At 71.1% G+C, this 22,317-nt stretch carries 15 protein-coding genes; 9 read left to right on the forward strand and 6 right to left on the reverse strand.

All coding sequences use genetic code 11. The annotated features are described in order from the left end of the window. Window positions 1-101 precede the first annotated feature (101 nt). Window positions 102-1,607 carry an amino acid permease gene (locus tag ACGFZA_RS06885; protein ID WP_385279317.1) on the forward strand — a complete coding sequence of 502 codons (1,506 nt, stop codon included), beginning with the start codon at window positions 102-104 and terminating at the stop codon, window positions 1,605-1,607. A 57-nt stretch (window positions 1,608-1,664) separates the two neighbouring features. Here the strand turns inward: ACGFZA_RS06885 and ACGFZA_RS06890 are convergent, their stop codons facing one another. Continuing rightward, on the reverse strand, window positions 1,665-2,762 hold the full coding sequence (locus ACGFZA_RS06890; protein ID WP_385279315.1) for an LCP family protein: 1,098 nt from the start codon (window positions 2,760-2,762) through the stop codon (window positions 1,665-1,667). Window positions 2,763-3,058: 296 nt separating this feature from the next. On the opposite strand from ACGFZA_RS06890, the gene ACGFZA_RS06895 reads away from it, so the two are divergent. The 7 genes from ACGFZA_RS06895 to galU all read left to right on the forward strand — a co-directional run bounded on the left by ACGFZA_RS06895 (window position 3,059) and on the right by galU (window position 14,294). Beyond that, complete coding sequence (locus ACGFZA_RS06895) at window positions 3,059-4,138, forward strand: hypothetical protein (protein ID WP_393677743.1); 1,080 nt, start codon at window positions 3,059-3,061, stop codon at window positions 4,136-4,138. 276 nt (window positions 4,139-4,414) lie between these two features. Then, entirely contained in the window at window positions 4,415-5,428 is a 1,014-nt protein-coding gene (locus ACGFZA_RS06900) for a hypothetical protein (RefSeq protein WP_393677745.1), read from the forward strand. A 383-nt stretch (window positions 5,429-5,811) separates the two neighbouring features. After that, complete coding sequence (locus ACGFZA_RS06905; protein ID WP_393678876.1) at window positions 5,812-7,578, forward strand: stealth family protein; 1,767 nt, start codon at window positions 5,812-5,814, stop codon at window positions 7,576-7,578. 54 nt (window positions 7,579-7,632) lie between these two features. Next, the gene (locus ACGFZA_RS06910; RefSeq protein WP_385279307.1) at window positions 7,633-9,303 is read left to right on the forward strand and encodes a stealth family protein; all 1,671 of its coding nucleotides are present in this window, start codon (window positions 7,633-7,635) and stop codon (window positions 9,301-9,303) included. A gap of 3 nt (window positions 9,304-9,306) precedes the next feature. Beyond that, window positions 9,307-11,313, forward strand: a complete 2,007-nt coding sequence (locus ACGFZA_RS06915; protein ID WP_393677747.1) for a glycosyltransferase — start codon at window positions 9,307-9,309, stop codon at window positions 11,311-11,313. 39 nt (window positions 11,314-11,352) lie between these two features. Further along, the gene (locus ACGFZA_RS06920) at window positions 11,353-13,350 is read left to right on the forward strand and encodes a glycosyltransferase (protein ID WP_393677749.1); all 1,998 of its coding nucleotides are present in this window, start codon (window positions 11,353-11,355) and stop codon (window positions 13,348-13,350) included. 29 nt (window positions 13,351-13,379) lie between these two features. Beyond that, complete coding sequence (gene galU, locus ACGFZA_RS06925; protein WP_393677751.1) at window positions 13,380-14,294, forward strand: UTP--glucose-1-phosphate uridylyltransferase GalU; 915 nt, start codon at window positions 13,380-13,382, stop codon at window positions 14,292-14,294. Window positions 14,295-14,561: 267 nt separating this feature from the next. On the opposite strand, the gene ACGFZA_RS06930 is transcribed toward galU, so the two are convergent. The 5 genes from ACGFZA_RS06930 to ACGFZA_RS06950 form a co-directional block, all read right to left on the reverse strand. After that, window positions 14,562-16,694 carry a 3-hydroxyacyl-CoA dehydrogenase NAD-binding domain-containing protein gene (locus ACGFZA_RS06930; RefSeq protein WP_385279301.1) on the reverse strand — a complete coding sequence of 711 codons (2,133 nt, stop codon included), beginning with the start codon at window positions 16,692-16,694 and terminating at the stop codon, window positions 14,562-14,564. Then, window positions 16,691-17,911 carry a thiolase family protein gene (locus ACGFZA_RS06935; protein WP_385279299.1) on the reverse strand — a complete coding sequence of 407 codons (1,221 nt, stop codon included), beginning with the start codon at window positions 17,909-17,911 and terminating at the stop codon, window positions 16,691-16,693. Before ACGFZA_RS06935 ends, ACGFZA_RS06930 begins: the two co-directional genes overlap by 4 nt. 244 nt (window positions 17,912-18,155) lie before the next feature. Beyond that, window positions 18,156-19,430, reverse strand: a complete 1,275-nt coding sequence (locus ACGFZA_RS06940; RefSeq protein WP_385279297.1) for a ribonuclease D — start codon at window positions 19,428-19,430, stop codon at window positions 18,156-18,158. Window positions 19,431-19,556: 126 nt separating this feature from the next. Next, entirely contained in the window at window positions 19,557-20,219 is a 663-nt protein-coding gene (locus ACGFZA_RS06945) for a response regulator transcription factor (RefSeq protein ID WP_093899280.1), read from the reverse strand. Window positions 20,220-20,480: 261 nt separating this feature from the next. Continuing rightward, window positions 20,481-21,140: a DUF3000 domain-containing protein gene (locus ACGFZA_RS06950; protein ID WP_385279295.1), complete on the reverse strand. Its 660-nt coding sequence runs from the start codon at window positions 21,138-21,140 to the stop codon at window positions 20,481-20,483. A 92-nt stretch (window positions 21,141-21,232) separates the two neighbouring features. Between ACGFZA_RS06950 and hemE the strand changes: the two genes are divergently transcribed. Continuing rightward, window positions 21,233-22,306: a uroporphyrinogen decarboxylase gene (hemE, locus tag ACGFZA_RS06955; protein ID WP_385279293.1), complete on the forward strand. Its 1,074-nt coding sequence runs from the start codon at window positions 21,233-21,235 to the stop codon at window positions 22,304-22,306. The last annotated feature ends 11 nt before the right edge of the window (window positions 22,307-22,317 follow it).

The following is a 22,317-nucleotide window of genomic DNA, read 5'->3' on the forward strand; positions in this document are numbered from 1 at the left end:
CCATTCGCGTGAAATACCGCCGTGCGCGGCGTGCTGCGGGCGGCCGGGGGGCCGCCGGGTCCGAATCATGGCGGGCACGACGAGTGCGTGGAGGTACGCCGGTGAGCACCCAGCAGGACCTGCCCCCCAGCGGAGACGGACTGTTCAGAACCAAGACGGTCGAACAGTCGATCCGCGACACCGAGGAGCCGGAGCACGCCCTCAAGAAGTCCCTCTCCGCCGTGGACCTCACGGTGTTCGGGGTGGGCGTCGTCATCGGCACCGGCATCTTCGTGCTCACCGGCAAGGTGGCCAAGGAGACCGCGGGGCCGGCCACCGCCCTGGCCTTCGTGGTCGCGGGCGTCGTCTGCGCGCTTGCCGCGCTCTGTTACGCGGAGTTCGCCTCCACGGTCCCCGTGGCCGGTTCGGCGTACACGTTCTCCTACGCCTCCCTCGGCGAGCTGGTGGCCTGGATCATCGGCTGGGACCTGGTCCTGGAGTTCGCGCTGGGCACGGCGGTGGTGGCGGTCGGCTGGTCCGGCTACGTCCGCTCACTGCTGGACAACGCCGGCTGGCATCTGCCCGACGCGCTCTCCGGCCCCGATGTGGCGGACGGCTTCGGCTTCGACCTCCTCGCCTTCGTCCTGGTGCTGGTGCTGACCGTCATCCTGGTGCTGGGCATGAAGCTCTCCGCGCGGGTCACGACGGTGGTGGTCGCCATCAAGGTGGCCGTGGTCCTGATCGTGATCATCGCGGGGCTCTTCTTCATCGACACCGCGAACTACTCGCCCTTCATCCCCGATGCCCAGCCGCAGCCGTCCGGATCGGGCCTGGACGCCCCGCTGGTGCAGCTGATCTTCGGCTACGAGCCCACGAACTTCGGCGTCATGGGGATCTTCACCGCCGCCTCCGTCGTCTTCTTCGCCTTCATCGGCTTCGACGTCGTGGCCACGGCCGCCGAGGAGACCAAGGTCCCGCAGCGGGACATGCCGCGCGGCATCCTGGCCTCGCTGCTGATCTGCACGGTGCTCTACGTAGCCGTATCGATCGTCGTCACCGGAATGCAGCATTACACCGAGCTTTCCGTGAGCGCCCCGCTCGCCGACGCCTTCAAGGCCGTCGGACACCCCTTCTACGCCGGCGTCATCAGCTTCGGCGCCGCCGTCGGCCTCACGACGGTCTGCATGATCCTGCTGCTGGGGCAGACCCGGGTGTTCTTCGCGATGAGCCGTGACGGTCTGCTCCCGCGGTTCTTCTCGAAGACGCACCCGCGCTTTCGCACCCCGTACCGTCCGACGATCCTGCTGGGCGTGCTCATCGCGATCATCGCGGGCTTCACCAGCATCAACGAGCTCGCGACGCTGGTGAACATCGGCACGCTGTTCGCCTTCGTGGTCGTCGCCCTCGGCGTCATCGTCCTGCGCCGCACCCGCCCCGACCTGCACCGGGCGTTCCGTACGCCGTGGGTCCCGCTGATCCCGATCCTGTCGGTGGCCGCGTCGGTCTGGCTGATGCTCAACCTGCCGGCGGAGACCTGGCTGCGGTTCGGCATCTGGATGGTCATCGGCGTGATCATCTACTTCGCGTACGGACGCGGGCACAGCCGGGTGAACCGGACCCGGGTGTGACGCAGACGGCCCCGCCCGCCCTTCCGGGCCGGCGGGGCCGGTGTGTCCGCGGTCGCGTCAGCCGCCGGTGGCGGGGGACTTCTTGGCGGACTCGGGGATCGTGGCGTCCTCGCGGATCGCCTTCCAGAGCGTGCCGGCCTGCGGCTGCGCGGCGATCACCCGGTTCGGGTCGATCTTGTCGTAGGCGACGGGGAGCATGATGGTCTCCATCGAGGCCGGGTCGACGCCGTTCATCGAACGGGCGAACTCGGTCAGCGACTTGAGCGAGGCGAGGCCCTCGTCCGTCGTGAGCGACTTGGTCGCGGAGTTGGCGATCTTGTAGGCGCTGGTCGGACTGCCCAGCAGGTCCTGCTTCTTGACCTCGCTGAGGAGGGCGAACAGGAACTGCTGCTGGAGACCGATGCGGCCGAGGTCGCTGCCGTCGCCGATGCCGTGCCGGGTACGGACGTAGGCGAGGGACTGGGTGCCGTCGAGCTTGTGGGGCCCGGCGGTGAGGTCGAGCCCGGAGGAGGTGTCGTGGATGTCCTGGGGGACGTCGACGGTGACGCCGCCTATGGCATCGACGAGCCCCTTGAACCCGGAGAAGTTGATCTCCAGGTAGTGGTCGATGCGCACACCGGACATCTTCTCGACCGTCTTGACCACGCAGGCGGGGCCGATCTGGGAGTACACGGAGTTGAACATCACCCGGTTCGCGGAGTCCACCGTCGAACCGTCGGCCTTGGTGCACTCGGGCCGGGTCACCAGGGTGTCGCGGGGGATGGAGATGGCGAAGGCCTTGCTGCGGCCCTCGGGTATGTGGACGACCATCGCGGTGTCGGAGCGGGCCCCGCTGACGGCGCCGCCGCCGCCCAGTTCCTTGTTCTCGGCACCGGCACGCGAGTCCGAGCCGAGGACCAGCAGGTTCTGTCCGCTGGTCGGGAGCTTCTCGGGGCGGTCCTCACCCAGCGCCTTGTCGATGTCGACGCCCTTGATGTTCCCGTCCAGGCGGCTGTACAGCCAGTAGGCCGTGCCGCCCGCCGCGATGACGAGAACCAGAACGGACAGCAGGATGGCCCGGCGTATGCGCTGGCCCCGTGTCCGCACACGCTTGCGCCCGCGGGAGGGGTTCTCCGGGGGGCTTTGGTGTCCGGGCGTGATGGCGTCTTGGCTCATCCTGAGTGAGTCCTCACAACTTGTGGCCTGGTCGGGGCGCAGGTGATGGGCTGGGACTCGGGTGGGGGGTGGAGCCGGTCCGCGTTTTGCTGATGAGTGAGCAACTATAGACAGTCGCTCTGGTGTACGTACGCAGTCTGTGGCGTGACTGTGACACGGCGGAGCGGGGGAGCGACGGCGGGGCCGCACGGCGACGAGGCCCGGGGGAGGCCTCCGTTCCGGGGCTTTAGGATGTGACAGCTTCGAAACGTTGTACGAGGCGTCGGAAGTCGGTTCTCGGAAGGTGATCACAGACCATGTCCGGACAGGATGCCCGTGCGGCCTCGAAGGCCGTGCCTGAAGCCGGGGCCTTGCGCGGTATCTGGCTCACCCGGGGGAAGGACGGCAGGCTCACCGCCTACGTCCCCGGCGACGGCGGCCTGCGGCGCTGGACCGAGAGCCGTCCCGGAGGCCCTGGATGGGGCGCTCCGGACGTCGTACCGGCACCGCCCCTCACGCATCTGTCCGTGACGCAGAACGCCGAGGCGTATGTGCACTTCGTGGGCCGCCGTGAACGGACCGCGGCCGACGGCGCCGTCACCGTCGACATCGTGCACGCGATCCAGTACCAGACGGGCCGCCCCCCTTCCGCCTGGCACCCGTTGGGCACGCCGCACAAGGAGGACCACCGGGGCGGCAGTCTCGGTGCGCCCGTCGCCGTCGTCAGCCGGCCCGGCGAGCTGCACATCGTCGTCCGTGACGGCAACGGCGGCATGAGGCTGCTCCGGGAGAAGCCCGGCGGCAAGTGGGGTGTCTGGGGCGTCCTGCACGGCAAGCACATCAAGGGTGACCCCGCCGTCGTCGCGCTCGACTCCGGATGTGTCACGGTCCTCGCCGCGACGGACGAGGGCGCGCTGCACTGGGAGCAGGCCGAGCCCAGTGGACGCTGGGGCGGGTCCGAGCGTCTGGGCGTCACGCTGACGCCCGGCTCGCCGGCCGCACTGGAGACCGCGCCCGGCCGCGTCACGTACTACGGGACCGATCCGTCCGGCGCTGCCGTGGCCTATCGCGCCGACACCGGGACGGTGCCGCTGGGCGGCGCGCCGGGCGGGGGTGCGCCGGCTGTGATCCGCACGGTCCTGGACGGCCTCGACTGCACGGTGCTGGCCCATCGCGGCGCGAACGGCTGCGCGATCGTCGGCGTCGGGGTGACCGAGAAGGAGGGCGACGGCGTCTGGTGGTCCGACACCGGAATGCCCTGCCTGACCACTCCGGCCCTGATCCACGATGCCCGGGGCCGGATGGTGATGGCGGTGACCGGTGCGGACGGCGTCCCGCGCGTGGCGCGGCAGACGGACGGGCCGGGGCTGAGCTTCGAACAGTGGCGCGAGCTCTGACCGCTTCGTCCCGACGCCGCGGCCGGCCCGTCCCGGCACCGCACATGTCCCCGAGCCGGTGAGCGACCGGGCGCGGAGTGCCGGTGGCCTGCCGGGGCGGCAGAGCGCTGAGCATATGATGGTGTCGGACCTGTGCGGGTGCGATGAAGAACTGGTGAAGCGGAGAGGGCGTCCCGGATCATGCGGAGAAGAGGACCGGACTCCGCGAGCGGCGCCCGCCTTCTCCCCCCGTCGCCCGAGAAGCACCGGGTCACCGGAGTGCCGCGGGGCAGGTGGATGTCGCTCGGCAAGGACGGCAGGCTCACGCTCTACGCCCGCACGGACGGCGGCCTGGTGCGCTGGACGGAGCGGAACCCGGGCGGGGACCGGTGGGACGGCCCGGACTTCGTACCGGTCGCGGACCTGACGGATCTGACCGTCGTTCAGGGCGCCAACGCGTACGTGTACTTCCTCGGGCGGCGCGAGCGCCGTGGTCCCGACGGGCCGGGCGTGGACTTCGTGCACGCCGTCCAGTACCAGAGCGGCCGTCCCGTCACCGAATGGCGCTCCCTCGGCAACTTCCACCGTGACCGCGAGGAGGGCCGGAAGGCCGGTGCCCCGGCCGGAGCGGTCGACGCCCAGGGGGCGGTCTTCGTCTTCGTGCGCAACGCGGGGCGGGGACTGCAGATGCGCCGCGAGGGCAAGGGCGGCAAGTGGGGCGCCTGGCAGGACCTCAAGGGGTCCGGGCTGGCCTCCGGGCTCGTGCCGTCGGTGACCTCGGGCGGCCTCGTGGAGGTCTTCGCGCCCGGCGACCGCGGGGTGCAGCAGTGGCGTCAGGAGAAACCGGACGGCCCGCTGGTGATCGCTCAGCCCCTGCCGTTCCAGGCCCTGGACGGATCCGTGACGGCGCTGGAGACGGCGCCCGGCCGGTTCACCTACTACTGGAGCGATGCGAACAGGACAGGGGTCGTCTCCTACCGTGCGGGCGCCTGGCCCGTGCCGGTGGGCGGGTCTCCGGGGGACGGTGCCGTCGTGGCACTGCGCACCCCGCTCGACGGCTACGACTGCACGGTGCTCGCACAGCGCGGGGCGGGTGGCACTCTGCTGATCGGGGTCTGCGCCACCGAGGGGGAGCAGGGCGGCGTCTGGTGGTCGGACACCGCCGCGGAGTGCGCCGGCGATCCGGCGCTCGCCCTCGACGGACACGGTCGTGTCGTGGTCGCGGTGTGCGGGCGGGACGGGTCCGTGTCCGTCGCCCGGCAGGAAGCGGGCCCCGGGCTCACGCTCTCACCGCACTGGCACCGGTTGTGACCTGACGGCCCCTCCGGAGCTCCGGGCAGCCGGAACTTCACCTCGATGTCATGTGGGGTTCGCGTGAAGTTGTAAAAGGTTGTACGGCTCCTCGGTGGGATTCATCACGGGCATATGTCACGCATGTCCGCTTTTCTGGCTGGACGTTGATCCGCTTCTTATGTGAAGGTTCTGTGACTTGCTCATGAGTGAGCAAGTCCGACCGTCCGGTGGGGCGGTCTGCATGGTGGATGACAGGTTTCGGTCTCGTACCGTCCGTCGGCCGGGCACGACGTGGTGGCCGGTTGTGGCAGACGCAGGACCGCAGTGGCGTGGGTGGTGGATGCCTCGTGGTCGGTTCCGGTAATCCGGAGGCGGGATCGCTGGTTTCGGCGTATCGGTCCGTGATACCGGCGGGCGCGCGCAGGGGCATCGTCCGCAAAGTGCCGGCCCCGCTGCGCTCCGCCGTCAAGTCCTCCTTCACCTCCGTCGACGCCGTCCGGTCGGCGACCGTGGTCTGGGCGATGGGCGGCCGCCGCAACGCACCCCGGCACAGCGCCGCCTTCACGCACCGAGTGGTACGGGTCAAGGGCCGGCACATGCATGCCCTGGTCGTCGACGGCGCCACGGCGTGGGCCGCCCGGGCCCGCAATCTGCACATCCTCATCGCCGCGCTGGAGGCCGGGGGCATCGAGTACTTCTGTGTCCGCGGTGCCACACACGACGTCCCGACGGTCGCGGTGCCCGCCGGACTGCGCGAGCCGGCGCAGGAGATGCTCCAGATCGCCTTCGAGCAGTCGCCGGGCTATGTGGGAGGGTCCTCCGCGTCGGAGTCCGACATGCGGCCCGGCGACGACGGCAGGTCCTGGCGCCAACTGCGCAGGCAGGAAGCCCTCCGGGTCGCCTGGTACGTCACCGACCCCACCCAGGAGCTCGTCTTCGGCGCCGACCAGGGCTGCGACCTCGAGTTCTGGCCGGAACGCAACGGCCGGCTCCAGGCACCCCGCCCCAACCGGGTGGTCGACGAGGTGCCGGTCGACGCGCCACGCCACACCGTCCCGCAGGCCCTGTTCGCCCTGGTGCCCGGCGCCTATACCACGGGCAGCGCGCGCACCGTGGCCGAATTCACCCAGCCCCTGGCGGAGGACCACCTCTTCCCCATCGACGTCGTCTACACCTGGGTCGACGACTCCGACCCCAAGTGGAGCGCCGAACGCGACGCCGTCCGCTCGGGACGCACGGGTGGCGAAGCGCCCCGCACACTGCACGCCCAGGCGGCCAACGACGCGCGCTTCACCAGTCGCGACGAACTGCGGTACTCCCTGCGCTCCCTGCACCAGTACGCACCCTGGGTCCGCACCGTCTACCTGGTCACCGCCGGACAGGTGCCCCGCTGGCTGGACACCGAGGCCCCGGGCCTCCAGGTCGTCGACCACCGCGAGATCTTCTCGGACCCCACCGCCCTGCCCACCTTCAACTCACACGCCATCGAAAGCCAGCTGCACCACATCGACGGCCTGTCCGAGCACTTCCTCTACCTCAACGACGACGTGTTCTTCGGCCGTCCGCTCGGCGCCGACCGCTTCTTCCACACCAATGGCCTGACCAAGTTCTTCCAGTCCAAGGCACTCATCCCGAGCGGCCCCGCGGACGGCGACGACCTGCCGGTGAACGCGGCGGGCAAGAACAGCAGGGCCCTGATCGAGCGGTCCTTCGGCACCCGCATCGCGCAGAAGATGAAGCACACCCCGCACCCACTGCGCCGCAGCATCCTCGCCGACATCGAGCTGGTCTACAGCGAGGATCACCACCGCACCCAGCACTCCCGCTTCCGGTCCCCCGAGGACGTCCCGATCGCGTCGTCGCTGCACCACTACTACGGCTTCCACACCGGCCGTACGACCGCCGGGAACCTGCGCTACCAGTACATCGACCTCGCCGCCGAGCAGGCCCGGCGACGCCTGAACAACCTCCTCGCTCACCGGAGCTTCGACACGTTCTGCCTGAACGACACCGTGGAGCATCCCGACCCGGAGGCCCAGGAGCACATGGTCAGGACCTTTCTCGACGCGTACTTCCCCGTCCCCAGCCGCTTCGAGCGGGTCGACTCGGACGAGTACCGCAACGTGAGCCGGTCCGACGGGCTGGAGAAGGCCGAGATCCGACGGTGAGCGAACCGCTCCTCCCGCCGCAGCACCCATCCCCTCGTAACGAAAGTGAACCGCGTGTTTGACACCTCCAGCCGGGAAACGGCTGGCGAGACCTCCGTGGGCACCGGCCCTCGCCCGGAGCCCGCGCCGGCGCAACTGCGCAGGGGCCGTACGGAGCGGCAGGTCATCGTGGACATGCACCAGCGCGTCGCGCTGGTGCACGACCGTCTCACGCCGCTTGCCGCGCGCGAGCTGAACAACCTGGAAGTCCGCCGCGCCCTGGAGAACGAGGGGATCGACTGGTTCGCGGTGCCGGGCCTCGACGACACGGCCTCCGCGGTCGGCGTCGACGCGCGCCGACGCCCCCAGGCCCTGGCGGCGCTCCGCGCCCGGCTGTCGGGCAGCAAGGGCTACATCGCCCGCCCCAAGACCGGGATGGCCCCCGGCGACGGCGCGTGGGAGGGCTCGTCGGACAAGACCTGGGAGCGGGCGAAGGGCCTGTCCGTCGTGCGCGCGTTCTGGTTCCGCACCACGGAGGAGGGACACCTGACGCACGGTGCCGACACGGGCTGCGACATCGAGTTCTGGGAGCCCGAGGAGAGCGTGCCCGGACAGGGAGTCGACCGCCTCGCCGCCCCCCGCCGCAACCGTGCCAGCGAGCACGTCTCGCTCGGCCGTGAGCAGCTGGTCGTCCCCGGGGAGCAGATGACCAGGCTCGTCGGCCGGGCCCACGAGTCCGAGGTGCCGCCCCTGCGTCCGACCCGCACCCGTCCCGAACTGGACATCCTCTTCCCCGACGAGCACCCCTTCCCCATCGACGTCGTGTACACCTGGGTGGACGGCGACGACCCGGCCTGGCAGCGGCGCCGCGCCGAGAGCCGCGGTGAGGTCTTCCACGCGGAGGCGGCGAGCCTGGCCCGCTACGTCTCCCGCGACGAACTGAAGTACAGCCTCCGCTCGGTACGGATGTTCATGCCGTGGGTGCGCAACATCTACGTCGTCACCGACCGGCAGACCCCGCACTGGTGGACGGACGGCGACGGCAGGGCCCGTGTGGTGGACCACCGGGAGATCTTCGACGACCCCTCCCACCTGCCGACCTTCAACAGCCACGCGATCGAGTCCCGGCTGCACCACATCCCCGGACTGTCGCGCCACTTCGTCTACTTCAACGACGACATGTTCATCGGCCGGACCCTCACGCCCTCCGCGTTCTTCCACCCGAACGGCATCGCCAAGTTCTTCCCGTCCCCGGCCCAGGTCCCCTACGGCCCGCCGGAGCCCGACGAGGTACCCACCTCGGTCGCCGCGAAGAACAACCGCCGGCTCATCCAGGAGCGGTTCGGCCGCACCCTCGTACAGAAGATGAAGCACGTGCCGTACGCGCTCAACCGCGACATCCTCACCGCCATCGAACAGGACTTCCCCGAAGAGCACCGGCGCACCTCCGCCAGCGCCGTGCGGAGCGTCTCCGACCTGTCCATAGCCTCCTCGCTGCACCACTACTACGGCTACTACTCCGGCCGCAGCCTGCCCGGCGACCTCCGCTACGGCTACTTCGCGCTGGACGACCCCGAGCTGGAGCACAAGCTGGAACTGCTGCTGCTGCGCCGGGACCGCGACACCTTCTGCCTCAACGACTCCGCGAGCGACCCCGCCGAGATCGAGCACCAGAGCGAACTGCTCCACCGGTTCCTGGAGGCCTTCTACCCGGTGCCGAGCCCGTACGAGAAGACGGCGGCCTGAGCCATGAACATCGAGATCCTGGTCCACACCCTGGCCACCGACTCCATCGGCGCCCGTGCGGCCGCCCGGCTCGCCCAGTCCCTCGTCGCCGGGCACCGGGTGAGCGTCGTCACCGCGCGAGGCGCCGCCGCGCCGCACCCGGCGCTGCGGCTCCCGGAGAACGTCGACGTCCTGGCCCTGGCCCCCGCGGTCGCCGCCGGCGACCGGGACGACGACAACACCTCCCAGCTCGTCATCGCCGGCGACCCCGAGTTCCGGCGGTACAACCGCGCCGACGACGCAAGGCTCCGGAAGCACCTGTCCGCGAGCGGCGCCGACGTGGTGATCGCGCTCAGCTCCGCGCTCGGCGCCGTCCTGGCGCAGTGCCGCGTCCCCCACGCGCGGCGCATCGCCCGCCAGCCGGCACCGGTCGAACGGCTCCCGGAATCGGTGCGCGCCCGCTGGACGGAGCTCTACCGCGAGCTGGACGCGGTCGTCCCGCTCACCCAGAGCGACGCCGCCGCGCCCGAATACCAGGCGCTGCGCGCCGCGGGCGTCGGCGTGCGGCCCATCGCCGAGCCGGTGCTGCTCGCCGACAGCCCGGACAAGCCGACGACGGGTGTGGTGATCAGCGCGGGGCGGCTGGTCTCGCACCGACGCGTCGATCTGGCGCTGCACGCCTTCGCCCAGACCTGCGCGACCCAACCGGGCTGGCAGCTGAGGGTGTTCGGCACCGGGCCGCTGCGCCGGGAGACCCGCGAACTGGTCACCGCGCTGGGACTCCACGACCACGTCCTGCTGTTCGACCGCGAAGCCGGCGAAGAGGACTTCTACGACTCCGACATCGCCCTGGTGACCGCGGAACGCCTGGACAGTGCCCGTCCGGTGCTGGAGGCACTCGCCCAGGCCACGCCCGTGGTCGCCACGGAGGCGCCCTGCGGAGCTCCCGAGGTGCTCGCCGACGGCCATGGCGGGCTGCTGGTGCCGGTCGGCGACGTCGACGCCACGGCCCGCGCCCTGGAGCGCTACATGGCGGACGAGCGACTGCGCTCCGCGCACCGGGCCCAGGCCCTGCGCATCGCGCAGTCCGCGGGCACGGACCAGGTCGGCGACGCGTACGAGGAACTGTTCACGGCGATCAGGGCCGGGGTACGCGGCCGCTGGGGCAAGGGGCGGCGCACCGGCGGCGGCGCACCCGCCGAGAGCCGCCCGCTGCCCACAGCCGACTGCCGGGTGCTGCCGAACGGAGCCTGGGAGATCACCCTGCGCGGCGTGTCCGGCGCCCGCACGGTGCGCGTCAAGGACCAGGGCAAGGGCCGCGAGACAGCGGTCGACTTCGCCGTCGAGGGCGGCGGGACCCGGGCCCTGATCGACGCCCGCGCGCTCGCCGTGCTGGGCGAGGGCCGCGCCGATCTCTACGTCGTGGACGGCAAGGGCAAGGAACGGCGCCTGCGCTACGGGCGGTGCACGCTCGGCGGTGCACGCGACGTCGGACACCTCGGCGACCTGGACCACTTCCACTGGGCGCTGCCGTACGCGAGCGAGGGCGGCTATCTGCGTCTGCGGGTCTGGTCCCGGCCGAGCCATGCCGAGCTGGTGACCGTCGACTACGGCGACACGAGCCTGTGGCTGACGGGCTGGCTGCAGGGGGAGTGGCAGGTGGGCGGCGAGCTGACGCTGCTGCTGCGTCGCCGCCAGGCGCCCGCGGACACGCTGGCAGCCGGCCGGGTGCGCTTCGAGGACGGCTGGTTCGGCGCGGAGCTGAACATGGGCGAGGCCATGAGGGCCCGGCTGCTCATGCGCGAGAACTGGGACGTGCTGCTCGCCGACAGCAGCGGCGGTGAACCGGTCAGAGTGGCACGCATCGCCGACGACCAGGTGGTCAGGCGCGACGTGCAGCGCTTCCCGGAGCTGGTGCAGGAGGAGCCGGCGGACCTGTTCGGCCCCGACGTCGGCCGTGCCGTCGTCGGACTGCGCCCCTACTTCACCGCGGACAACGAACTCTCGCTCGTGGTGACCGAGCACCACTGACCGCGGCCCTTACGGACCTCTACCTCCCCAAGGACACTTGTGCGGATCTCGTTCCTGCTCCACAGCATCGACAATTTCGGCGGGGTACCGCGGGCGACCAGCAGCCTGGCCTCCGCGCTGGCGGTCCACCACGAGGTGGAGATCGTCTCGGTCTTCCGTACGGCGGACCGGCCGTCCTTCCCGCCCTCCGGCGACGTGACCGTGCGCTACCTGGAGGACCGGCGCGACGGGGCGGCGAAGGCCAAGGGCGGCAAGCGTTCCCGGATCATGCCGCGCGAGGACGACTGGGCCGACCAGTACACCGAGGAGGCCGACGACCTGATCCTCGGTCACCTGGGCAGCTGCGGCGCCGATGTCGTGATCGCGGCCCGGCCGACGCTCGCCGCGTACTTCCTCGCCCACGGACGGCACGGCTACGGACGCGTGGTCATCGACCACGAGGGCTCGATGGTGCCCTCCCAGGCGCTGCGCGAGCGGACGCTGGAGCTGTACCGCGAGATCGACGGCGTCGTCTGCCTCACCCAGGCCGACATGAACAACTACCGGCGACAGCTGGGCGACCGGGCTCCGCTGCTCGCCGGCATCGGCAACATCGTGCCGTCGCCCGCCCGGCACGCCCCGGTGCGCGGGCTGCCGCTGATCGCGGCCGCGGGACAGCTCGTACCGCGCAAGGGCTTCGACACGCTGATCAACGCCTTCGCCCTGGTCGCCCCCCACCACCCGCAGTGGCGGCTGCGCATCTTCGGCCGCGGGCCCGAGCAGGCGCGGCTGCAGGAACTCGTGCACGCGCACGGGCTCAGCGATGCCGTCCGCCTCATGGGCGCGCTTCCCGACCTCAGTGCCGAGTGGGACAAGGCCTCCTTCGCCGTGAGCGCGGCCCGTCGCGAGTCCTTCGGCCTGACCCTGGTGGAGGCCATGCACCACGGGCTTCCGGTGCTCGCGGCCGACGCGCCCTTCGGGCCCGGCGAGATCGTCGTCCAGGGCCGCAACGGCATCCTGGTTCCCGTCGGTGACGAGGACGCCATGGCCCAGGGGATGCGCTACCTCATCGAGCAGCCGGCCGAGCGGGAGAAGCTGTCCCAGGGCGCCTACGCCTCCGCGCCGCTCTACAGCGCCGAGCAGATCTCCTTCCGCTACGACGCGTTCCTGCGGGATGTGGCGGCCTCGGTGCCGAAGGAGTCCACCGCCGCGGCCCCGTCCGCCCCCTCGGCCGGTGTCCCGGCGGAGGTGCTGGTGCGCGGCGACGGCACGATCGAGGTCCGTGCCCTGCTGCACCCCGGCGCGGAGCCCCCCGCGCTGTGTGTCACCCCGCGCAGGGGCGAGACGCTGGTCAGGCTGGCCTCCCTGGGTACGTCGGTGGACGAGGCGACGGGCACCCTGCGGTCGGTGTACACGATTCCCGCGGAACCGCCGGTCCTCGTCGAGGGCCGCTACGACATCGACCTGGAGCTGCCGGACGGCCGACGACGGCCGCTCGCCGTGGAGGGCGTCCACACCGGTGGACTGCTGGTCCGCCGGATCCCGGCGGAAGGCCCCGCGTACTGGCCCGTGCCCTACCGCACCGCGGACGGTCATCTGTCGGTCTTCGTACGTCACCGCGCGGAGCATGCCGAGGTGCATGCCGTGCTGGTGGGGCAGGACGGCTGGATCGTGCGCGGCGGCCTGGTCGTGCCGCCGGGCACCGACCTCTCCCGGCTGCGGCTGGGAGCCGTGCCCCGCAAGGGGAGTCTCGCGTCCACCGTGTCGGGCCAGGTGTCCGTGGGGCACGACGGCGCCTTCGAGGCGCATCTGCCGTTCGCCGGGGTGGTGGCCGCCTCGTCGGGCGGCCACGACGACTGGGACCTGTGCCTGGAGCGTGAACCCGGCCGTCCGCGTATCCGGCTCGCTCGTTTCTTCGACGACATCCTGGAGCGCAAGCGGATCGACGTCTATCCCACGCAGCGCTGGCACCACCCGACGCAGGGCCCGGCGCGCGGAAGGGTCTTCTTCACGCCCGGCAACGAGCTGTCCTTCACCGTCAGCCCCGACAAGGCCTGACGCCCCTTCCTTCCGGAGTGCACACCTTCATGTCTACGCACCACCGCCGAACCCGCAAGGCCGTCATCCCGGCCGCGGGTCTCGGCACCCGATTCCTCCCCGCGACCAAGGCGACTCCCAAGGAGATGCTCCCGGTCGTGGACCGGCCCGCCATCGAGTACGTGGTGGCGGAGGCCGTTCGCAGCGGACTCGACGACGTGCTCATGGTCACCGGCCGGAACAAGCGGGCCCTGGAGGACCACTTCGACCGTGCCTACGAACTGGAGCACCTGCTGGAGCTGAAGGGCGACCTCGGCAAGCTGCGCCAGGTCCGCGAGTCGAGCGAACTGGCCGACGTCCACTACGTGCGGCAGGGCAACCCGCTCGGCCTGGGACACGCCGTCCTCTGCGCCGAACCGCACGTCGGTGACGCCCCGTTCGCGGTGCTGCTCGGTGACGACCTCATCGACGAACGCGATCCGCTGCTCGCGCGGATGCTGGAGGTCCAGGAGCAGCGTGGCGGCAGCGTCGTGGCGCTCATGGAGGTCGAGGACGACCGGACGCACCTGTACGGATGCGCGGCCGTGGCCCCCCTGGACGACGGGGCGGGCGACGTCCTGACCGTCACCGACCTCGTGGAGAAGCCCGAGCCCGGTACCGCGCCCAGCAACCTCGCCGTGATCGGCCGGTACGTCCTCGCCCCCCAGATCTTCGAGGTCCTGCGCGCGACCCCGCCGGGCCGCGGCGGCGAGATCCAGCTGACCGACGCCCTGCGCCGGCTGGCCCTCGATCCGTCGCTCGGCGGTCCCGTGCACGCCGTGGTCTTCGGCGGCCGCCGCTACGACACCGGGGACCGCGGCGACTACCTGCGCGCCGTCGTCCGCCTCGCCTGCGAGCGCGAGGACCTCGGTCCGGACTTCCGCGCCTGGCTGGGCGAGTTCGTGCAGGAAGAGGGCATCCGCTAGGGGCTGTCCCGCGATTCCTGGTGGATCAGCGCGCGGCGTCAGATGCGGTGCATCGCAAGGCGGAGGGGCGTCCGCATACTGGATGTATTCGGGCGTTTCGACAACGGAGGGGGTCCCCCCGTGCCGTTGAGGCTACGGGGGAGAGGTGCCGTAGCTGTCGTCGTGCGCCCGCCAGGAATTGCGGGACAGCCCTTAGGGCGAGGCCGCATCGACGAGGGCCGTACGGGAGCGATCCCGTACGGCCCTCATCGTGCTCATGCGGTGGTGCTACGCGGGAACGCTCGCCACGCCCTGCGCCAGGAACTTCTTCCCGTTGACCCGCTCGGAGACGCCCTCACGGTCCAGGTACGGCGTGATGCCGCCCAGGTGGAAGGGCCAGCCCGCGCCGGTGATCAGGCAGAGGTCGATGTCCTGGGCCTCGGCGACGACGCCCTCGTCCAGCATCAGACCGATCTCCTGCGCCACCGCGTCCAGGACGCGGTCACGGACCTGCTCCTCGGACAGGACGACATCGCCCTGCTTCAGGAGTGCGGCGACCTCCGGGTCCAGCTCCGGCTTCCCGGAGTCGTAGACGTAGAAGCCGCGCTTGCCGGCCTTGACGACCGCCGCGAGGTTCTCGGAGACGGTGAAGCGCTCCGGGAAGGCGCGGTTCAGGGTCTCGGAGACGTGCAGGCCGATCGCCGGGCCGACGAGCTCCAGGAGCACCAGCGGGGACATCGGCAGGCCGAGCGGCTCGATGGCCTTCTCCGCGACCTCGACCGGGGTGCCCTCGTCGATGACGTTCTGGATCTCGCCCATGAAGCGGGTGAGGATGCGGTTGACGACGAACGCCGGGGCGTCCTTCACCAGGACCGCCGTCTTCTTCAGCTTGCGGGCCACACCGAAGGCGGTCGCCAGCGAGGCGTCGTCGGTCTGCTCGCCGCGGACGATCTCCAGGAGCGGGAGGATCGCGACCGGGTTGAAGAAGTGGAAGCCCACGACGCGCTCGGGGTTCTTCAGCTTCGACGCCATTTCGGTCACCGAGAGGGAGGAGGTGTTGGTGGCGAGGATCGCGTGCGCCGGGGCGACCGCCTCGACCTCGGCGAACACCTGCTGCTTGACGCCGATCTCCTCGAAGACGGCCTCGATGATGAAGTCGGCGTCGGAGAAGCCCTCCGCCTTGTCCAGCACACCGGAGACCAGGGCCTTCAGGCGGTTGGCCTTGTCCTGGTTGATCCGGCCCTTGCCGAGCAGCTTCTCGATCTCGGCGTGGACATAGCCCACACCCTTGTCGACGCGTGCCTGGTCGATGTCGGTCAGGACGACCGGCACCTCCAGGCGGCGCAGGAACAACAGGGCGAGCTGGCTGGCCATCAGGCCGGCGCCCACCACGCCGACCTTGGTGACCGGACGGGCCAGGGCCTTGTCCGGGGCACCGGCCGGGCGCTTGGCGCGCTTCTGGACCAGGTTGAACGAGTAGATGCCCGAGCGCAGCTCGCCGCCCATGATCAGGTCCGCGAGGGCCTGGTCCTCACGGTCGAACCCGGCGCCCAGGTCGCCGTCCTTGGCCGCGGCGATGATCTCCAGCGCGCGGTACGCGGCCGGGGCGGCGCCGTGCACCTTGGAGTCGGCGATGGCCTTGCCGCGGGCGACGGCCTGGTCCCAGGCGTCACCGCGGTCGACCTCGGGGCGCTCCACCGTGAGCGTGCCGTTCAGCACGTTCGCGGTCCAGATCAGCGACTGCTCCAGGAAGTCCGCACCCTCGAAGAGGGCATCGGCGATCCCGAGCTCGAAGACCTGCTTGCCCTTGAGCTGGCGGTTCTGGTTGAGCGAGTTCTCGATGATCACCGAGACCGCGCGGTCGGCGCCGATCAGGTTGGGGAGCAGCGCGCAGCCGCCCCAGCCGGGGACCAGACCGAGGAAGACCTCGGGCAGCGAGAACGCGGGCAGCGCCTTGGAGACGGTGCGGTACGAGCAGTGCAGACCGACCTCGACACCGCCGCCCATCGCCGCGCCGTTGTAGTACGCGAACGTCGGGACCGCGAGGCCGGAGAGCCGGCGGAAGACGTCGTGGCCGCCCTTGCCGATGGCGAGCGCGTCCTGGTGCTCCTTCAGCAGCTCGACGCCCTTGAGGTCGGCGCCGACCGCGAAGATGAACGGCTTGCCGGTGATGCCGATACCGGTGATCGTGCCCTCGGCGGCCTCCTTCTCGACCTGGTCGATCGCGGCGTTCAGGTTCGCCAGCGACTGCGGTCCGAAGGTGGTCGGCTTGGTGTGGTCCAGGCCGTTGTCCAGGGTGATGAGAGCGAAGTTGCCCGCACCGCCCGGCAGGTCCAGGTGGCGTACGTGCGCCTGGGTGACGACCTCGCCGGGGAACAGCTCGGCCGCGCCCTTCAGAAGCTCAGTGGTGGTCGTGCTCACTTGTTGCCTCCGTCGAAGTGCGGGTTCTCCCAGACGACCGTCGCGCCCATGCCGAAGCCGACGCACATGGTCGTCAGGCCGTAGCGGACCTCGGGCTGCTCCTCGAACTGGCGGGCCAGCTGGGTCATCAGCCGGACACCGGAGGAGGCCAGCGGGTGGCCGTACGCGATCGCGCCGCCGTACTGGTTGACGCGCGCGTCGTCGTCGGCGATGCCGTAGTGCTCCAGGAAGGCGAGCACCTGCACGGCGAACGCCTCGTTGATCTCGAAGAGGCCGATGTCCGAGATGGACAGGCCCGCCTTCGACAGGGCCTTCTCCGTGGCCGGGATCGGGCCGTAGCCCATGACCTCCGGCTCGACGCCCGCGAAGGCGTAGGAGACGAGGCGCATCCTGACCGGGAGGCCCAGCTCGCGGGCGACGTCCTCGGCGGCGAGCAGCGAGGCGGTGGCGCCGTCGTTGAGGCCCGCGGCGTTACCGGCCGTCACGCGGCCGTGGGCACGGAACGGGGTCTTCAGACCGGCCAGGGACTCCATCGTGGTGCCCGGACGCATCGGCTCGTCGGCGGTGACCAGGCCCCAGCCCGTCTCACCGGCCTCGGCGTTGGTGCGGCGCACGGAGACCGGCACCAGGTCCTGCTGGATCTTGCCGTTGGCGTACGCCTTGGCGGCCTTCTCCTGCGAACGCACCGCGTACTCGTCGGCGCGCTGCTTGGTGATCGTGGGGTAGCGGTCGTGCAGGTTCTCCGCGGTCATGCCCATGAACAGGGCGGACTCGTCGACCAGCTTCTCCGACACGAAGCGCGGGTTCGGGTCCACGCCCTCGCCCATCGGGTGGCGGCCCATGTGCTCGACACCACCGGCGACGACGACGTCGTACGCGCCGAAGGCGATGGAGCCGGCCGTCGAGGTGACGGCGGTCAGGGCGCCCGCACACATGCGGTCGATGGAGTAACCGGGGACCGACTGCGGCAGCCCGGCCAGGATTCCGGCGGTGCGGCCCAGCGTGAGGCCCTGGTCGCCGATCTGCGTGGTCGCGGCGATGGCGACCTCGTCGATCAATGCGGGGTCCAAGTCCGGGTTGCGGCGCAGCAGCTCCCGGATGGCCTTCACGACGAGATCGTCGGCGCGGGTCTCGTGGTAGATGCCCTTCGGGCCCGCTTTGCCGAACGGGGTGCGGACGCCGTCGACGAAGACGACGTCCCGGATGGTACGAGGCACGGTGGCTCTCCTCCAGGGTGCGGGATGGCACTGCTGCGGGGCACGCCCAGGAGCGTGCCGCCACCCACATGCTACTTGCGGGTAACCAGACTGCCCAGTCCTTGTGGCGGGAGCGGCGAAGGTCACATGCGCGAAAAGGCCCGGACGGCCCTGAAAAGGGGCCGTCCGGGCCATGGAGGGAACGCGGTGAGCGGCCCACGGGCCGCACCAACCTGGCGTGAATACGCCCCTGCCCGATGCCTTCTCAGGCCTCCGCGGCGAGCGCGCGCAGCAGGATCGGGGCCACTTGCTCGATCTGCCAGTGCCGCGCCCCGTATCCGAGCAGCGCGTTCTCGACCGTGTCCGGCGACAGATTCTTCGGCGGTTCCCAGCACACCCGGCGCACGGTGTCGGGGGTGATGAGGTTCTCCTGCGGCATCTTCAGCCGCTCCGCGAGCTCGGACACGGCCGAGCGGGCGGCCGACAGCCGGGCCGCGGCGGCCGGGTCCTTGTCCGCCCAGGCGCGCGGCGGCGGAGGTCCGGCCAGCGGCTGGCCGGGCTGCGGGAGCTCCGATTCGGGCAGTTCCTTCGCCCGGTCCACGGCTGCCTGCCACTGCTCCAGCTGGCGCCGGCCCATGCGGTGGCCGAAGCCGGGCAGCGCGGTCAGCGCCTGGGCGTTCGGCGGGAGCGAAAGGGCGGCTTCCACGATCGCCGCGTCGCCGAGCACCTTGCCGGGGGAGATGTCGCGGCGCTGGGCGATCTGGTCACGCATGGTCCACAGCTCCCGGACCACCGCCATCTGCCGGCGCCGGCGGACCTTGTGCATCCCCGACGTGCGACGCCACGGGTCCAGACGCGGAGGGGCGGGCGGCGCGGAGGCGATGGCGGAGAACTCCTCCTGCGCCCATTCCAGCTTGCCCTGCCGGTCCAGCTCCTCCTCCAGGGCGTTGCGCAGGTCGATCAGCAGCTCGACGTCGAGCGCCGCGTAGCGCAGCCAGGGGTCGGGCAGCGGGCGGGTCGACCAGTCGACGGCCGAGTGCCCCTTCTCCAGGGAGTAGCCGAGCACGCTCTCGACCATGGCGCCGAGGCCGACCCGCGGGAAGCCTGCCAGCCGTCCGGCCAGCTCGGTGTCGAAGAGCCCGGTGGGGGTCATCCCTATCTCACGCAGGCACGGCAGGTCCTGGGTCGCCGCGTGCAGGATCCACTCGGTGCCGCTCAGCGCCTCACCGAGCCCGGACAGATCGGGGCAGCCGACCGGGTCGACGAGCGCGCTTCCCGCGCCGTCACGGCGCAGCTGTACGAGGTAGGCACGCTGTCCGTACCGGTAACCGGAGGCGCGCTCGGCGTCCACGGCCACCGGGCCGGAGCCCGCGGCGAAGGCGGCGATCACCCCGGCCAGGGCATCGTCGGAGGCCACCACCGGTGGAATGCCCTCGCGAGGTTCGAGCAAGGGGATCGGCGCCGGGGCGACGTCGTCCGGGGGGGCGCCCCCGGTGGTTCGCAGTGAAGTGTCTGCTGCGGTCTCTTGGGCGTCGGTCACGTGTCAAGGGTATCTGTGTATGCACGGCGCCCGTCGACGGAATGATCCGTAGACGGGCGCCGATGCATGTATTCCAGCCGGTTCCGCATTTCTGCACACCGGCGGGGGTGCGGTTTCGTTGCGGATTCAGTGGATGATGCCCGTGCGCAGGGCGACGGCGACCATGCCGGCGCGGTCTCCGGTGCCGAGCTTGCGGGCGATTCGGGCGAGGTGGCTCTTGACGGTGAGGGCGGACAGCCCCATGGAGACGCCGATGGCCTTGTTGGACTGCCCTTCGGCGACGAGCCGCAGGACCTCCACCTCGCGGCCGGACAGTTCGCGGTAGCCGCCCGGGTGGCTCGGGGTGCCGGGGGGCCGGCGGTGCATACGGGCGGCGGTGGCGCCGATGGGTGCGACGCCGGGACGGGTGGGGTGGCCGATGTTCGTACGGGTGCCGGTGACGACGTACCCCTTGACGCCGCCCGCGAGGGCGTTGCGCACCGCGCCGATGTCATCGGCGGCGGAGAGGGCGAGGCCGTTCGGCCAGCCGGCGGCTCGGGTTTCGGACAGCAGGGTCAGCCCGGAACCGTCGGGCAGGTGGACGTCGGCTACGCAGATGTCGCGCGGGTTGCCGACGCGGGGGCGGGCCTCCGCGATGGACGACGCCTCGATGACGTCACGTACTCCGAGTGCCCACAGATGGCGGGTGACGGTGGAACGGACGCGCGGGTCGGCCACGACGACCATGGCCGTCGGCTTGTTCGGGCGGTAGGCGACCAGGCTTGCGGGCTGCTCGAGGAGAACGGACACCAGGCCTCCTGGGGAGTGGCGGGACGGGCCGGCTCGGGGATGAAGCCGGGGCGAACCGTGCTTGAAGGGTCATTGACTCCTTCGGCAGCAGACCCCTGCTCCTTTAGAGGAAGATCACTATTTGGTGAGTAACAATTCGGGCAAATAGGACGCGCGATCGATTGTACGAAAAGAGAGCCGGTACATGTGCGAGGTTCCGTGACGCAGCGTCACGGAACCTCGGGGTGGTGGGAACGTGGTGCGGAACGCGCGGGCGGCGCCCTACGAGACCTGCGGCCCGCGCCGCTGCGGCAGCGTCACCACGGCCGCGTCCACCGGCTCCGACGGCGGTAGGCCGGCGATCTGGCACAGCAGGTCGCCCCACGCCATCAGATGCGCCGCCGTGTCCGGCACCCCGCCTCGGCCCTCGCGCGGCGTCCATGACGCCCGGATCTCGATCTGCGTCGCCGGACGCCGTGTCGCCAGCGCGCCGAAGTAGTGCGAACCCGCCCGGGTGACCGTGCCGCCCGCCTCCCCGTACGACAGACCGCGCGCCTCCAGCGCACCGGTCAGCCACGACCAGCACACCTCCGGCAGCAGCGGGTCGGAGGCCATCTCCGGCTCCAGCTCGGCGCGCACCAGGGTCACCAGCCGGAAGTTGCCCTGCCAGGCCTCGTGCCCGGCGGGGTCGTGGAGCAGGACGAGCCGCCCGTCCGCGAGATCGTCCTCGCCGTCGACGACCGCCGCCTCCAGCGCGTACGCGTACGGAGCCAGGCGTTTCGGTGGCCTCGTCGGCTCCACCTCCAGCTCGGGCCTCAGCCGCGCCGAGCGCAGCGCGTCCACCGCCGCACGGAACGCGGGCGGGACGGAACCACCCTCCGCACTGTCCGTGCCGTCAGCACCATCGGATTGATCGGAGAAGTGTCCCTGCGCCGGAGCCATGCGGGGAAGCGTAGGCGGAACCGGAGCCCCGCGCGCGAAAGGACACCCGTGCGGGGCAGGGCTCCTTCCGCACGCGTGCGAAGATTCTGTGCGTGAGCGCCATTGACCGCCCCTCGGGCCACCAGACGAAGACCTCCGCCACCCACGACTCGGTGTTCCTGAAGGCGTGCCGCCGTGAGCCCGTGCCGCATACGCCGGTCTGGTTCATGCGCCAGGCGGGGCGCTCGCTGCCGGAGTACCTGAAGGTGCGCGAGGGCATCCCGATGCTCGACTCCTGCACGATGCCGGAGCTCGTCGCCGAGATCACGATGCAGCCCGTCCGCCGCCACAAGGTCGACGCCGCGGTCTACTACAGCGACATCGTCGTCCCGCTCAAGGCGATCGGCATCGACCTCGACATCAAGCCCGGCGTCGGCCCCGTGATCGCCGAACCGGTCCGCACCCGCGCCGACCTGGCCCGGCTGCGCGATCTCACCCCCGACGACGTCCACTACGTCACCGAAGCCATCGGCCTGCTCACCGCCGAGCTGGGTTCCACCCCGCTGATCGGTTTCGCGGGTGCGCCGTTCACCCTCGCGAGCTACCTCGTGGAGGGCGGCCCGTCCCGCAACCACGAGCACACCAAGGCCCTCATGTACGGCGACCCGGAGCTCTGGGCCGATCTGCTCGACCGCCTCGCCGAGATCACCGGCGCCTTCCTCAAGGTCCAGATCGAGGCCGGCGCCTCCGCCGTGCAGCTCTTCGACTCCTGGGTCGGCGCGCTGGCCCCCGCCGACTACCGCCGCTCGGTGCTGCCCGCATCCGCGAAGGTCTTCGACGCCGTCGCCTCCTACGACGTCCCGCGCATCCACTTCGGTGTCGGCACCGGTGAACTGCTCGGCCTGATGGGCGAGGCCGGCGCGGACGTCGTGGGCGTCGACTGGCGGGTCCCGATGGACGAGGCCGCGCGCCGCGTCGGCCCCGGCAAGGCGCTCCAGGGCAACCTCGACCCCGCCGTGCTGTTCGCCCCGACCGCCGCCGTGGAGGCCAAGACGCAGGAGGTCCTGGACGCCGCGGCCGGCCTGGAGGGCCACATCTTCAACCTGGGCCACGGCGTGATGCCGAACATGGACCCGGACGCGCTGTCGCGCCTCGTCGAGTACGTCCACACCAGCACCGCCCGCTGAACGGCGGGGAG

It is taken from the genome of Streptomyces sp. NPDC048211, from assembly GCF_043202315.1.
Taxonomy (GTDB): Bacteria; Actinomycetota; Actinomycetes; order Streptomycetales; family Streptomycetaceae; genus Streptomyces.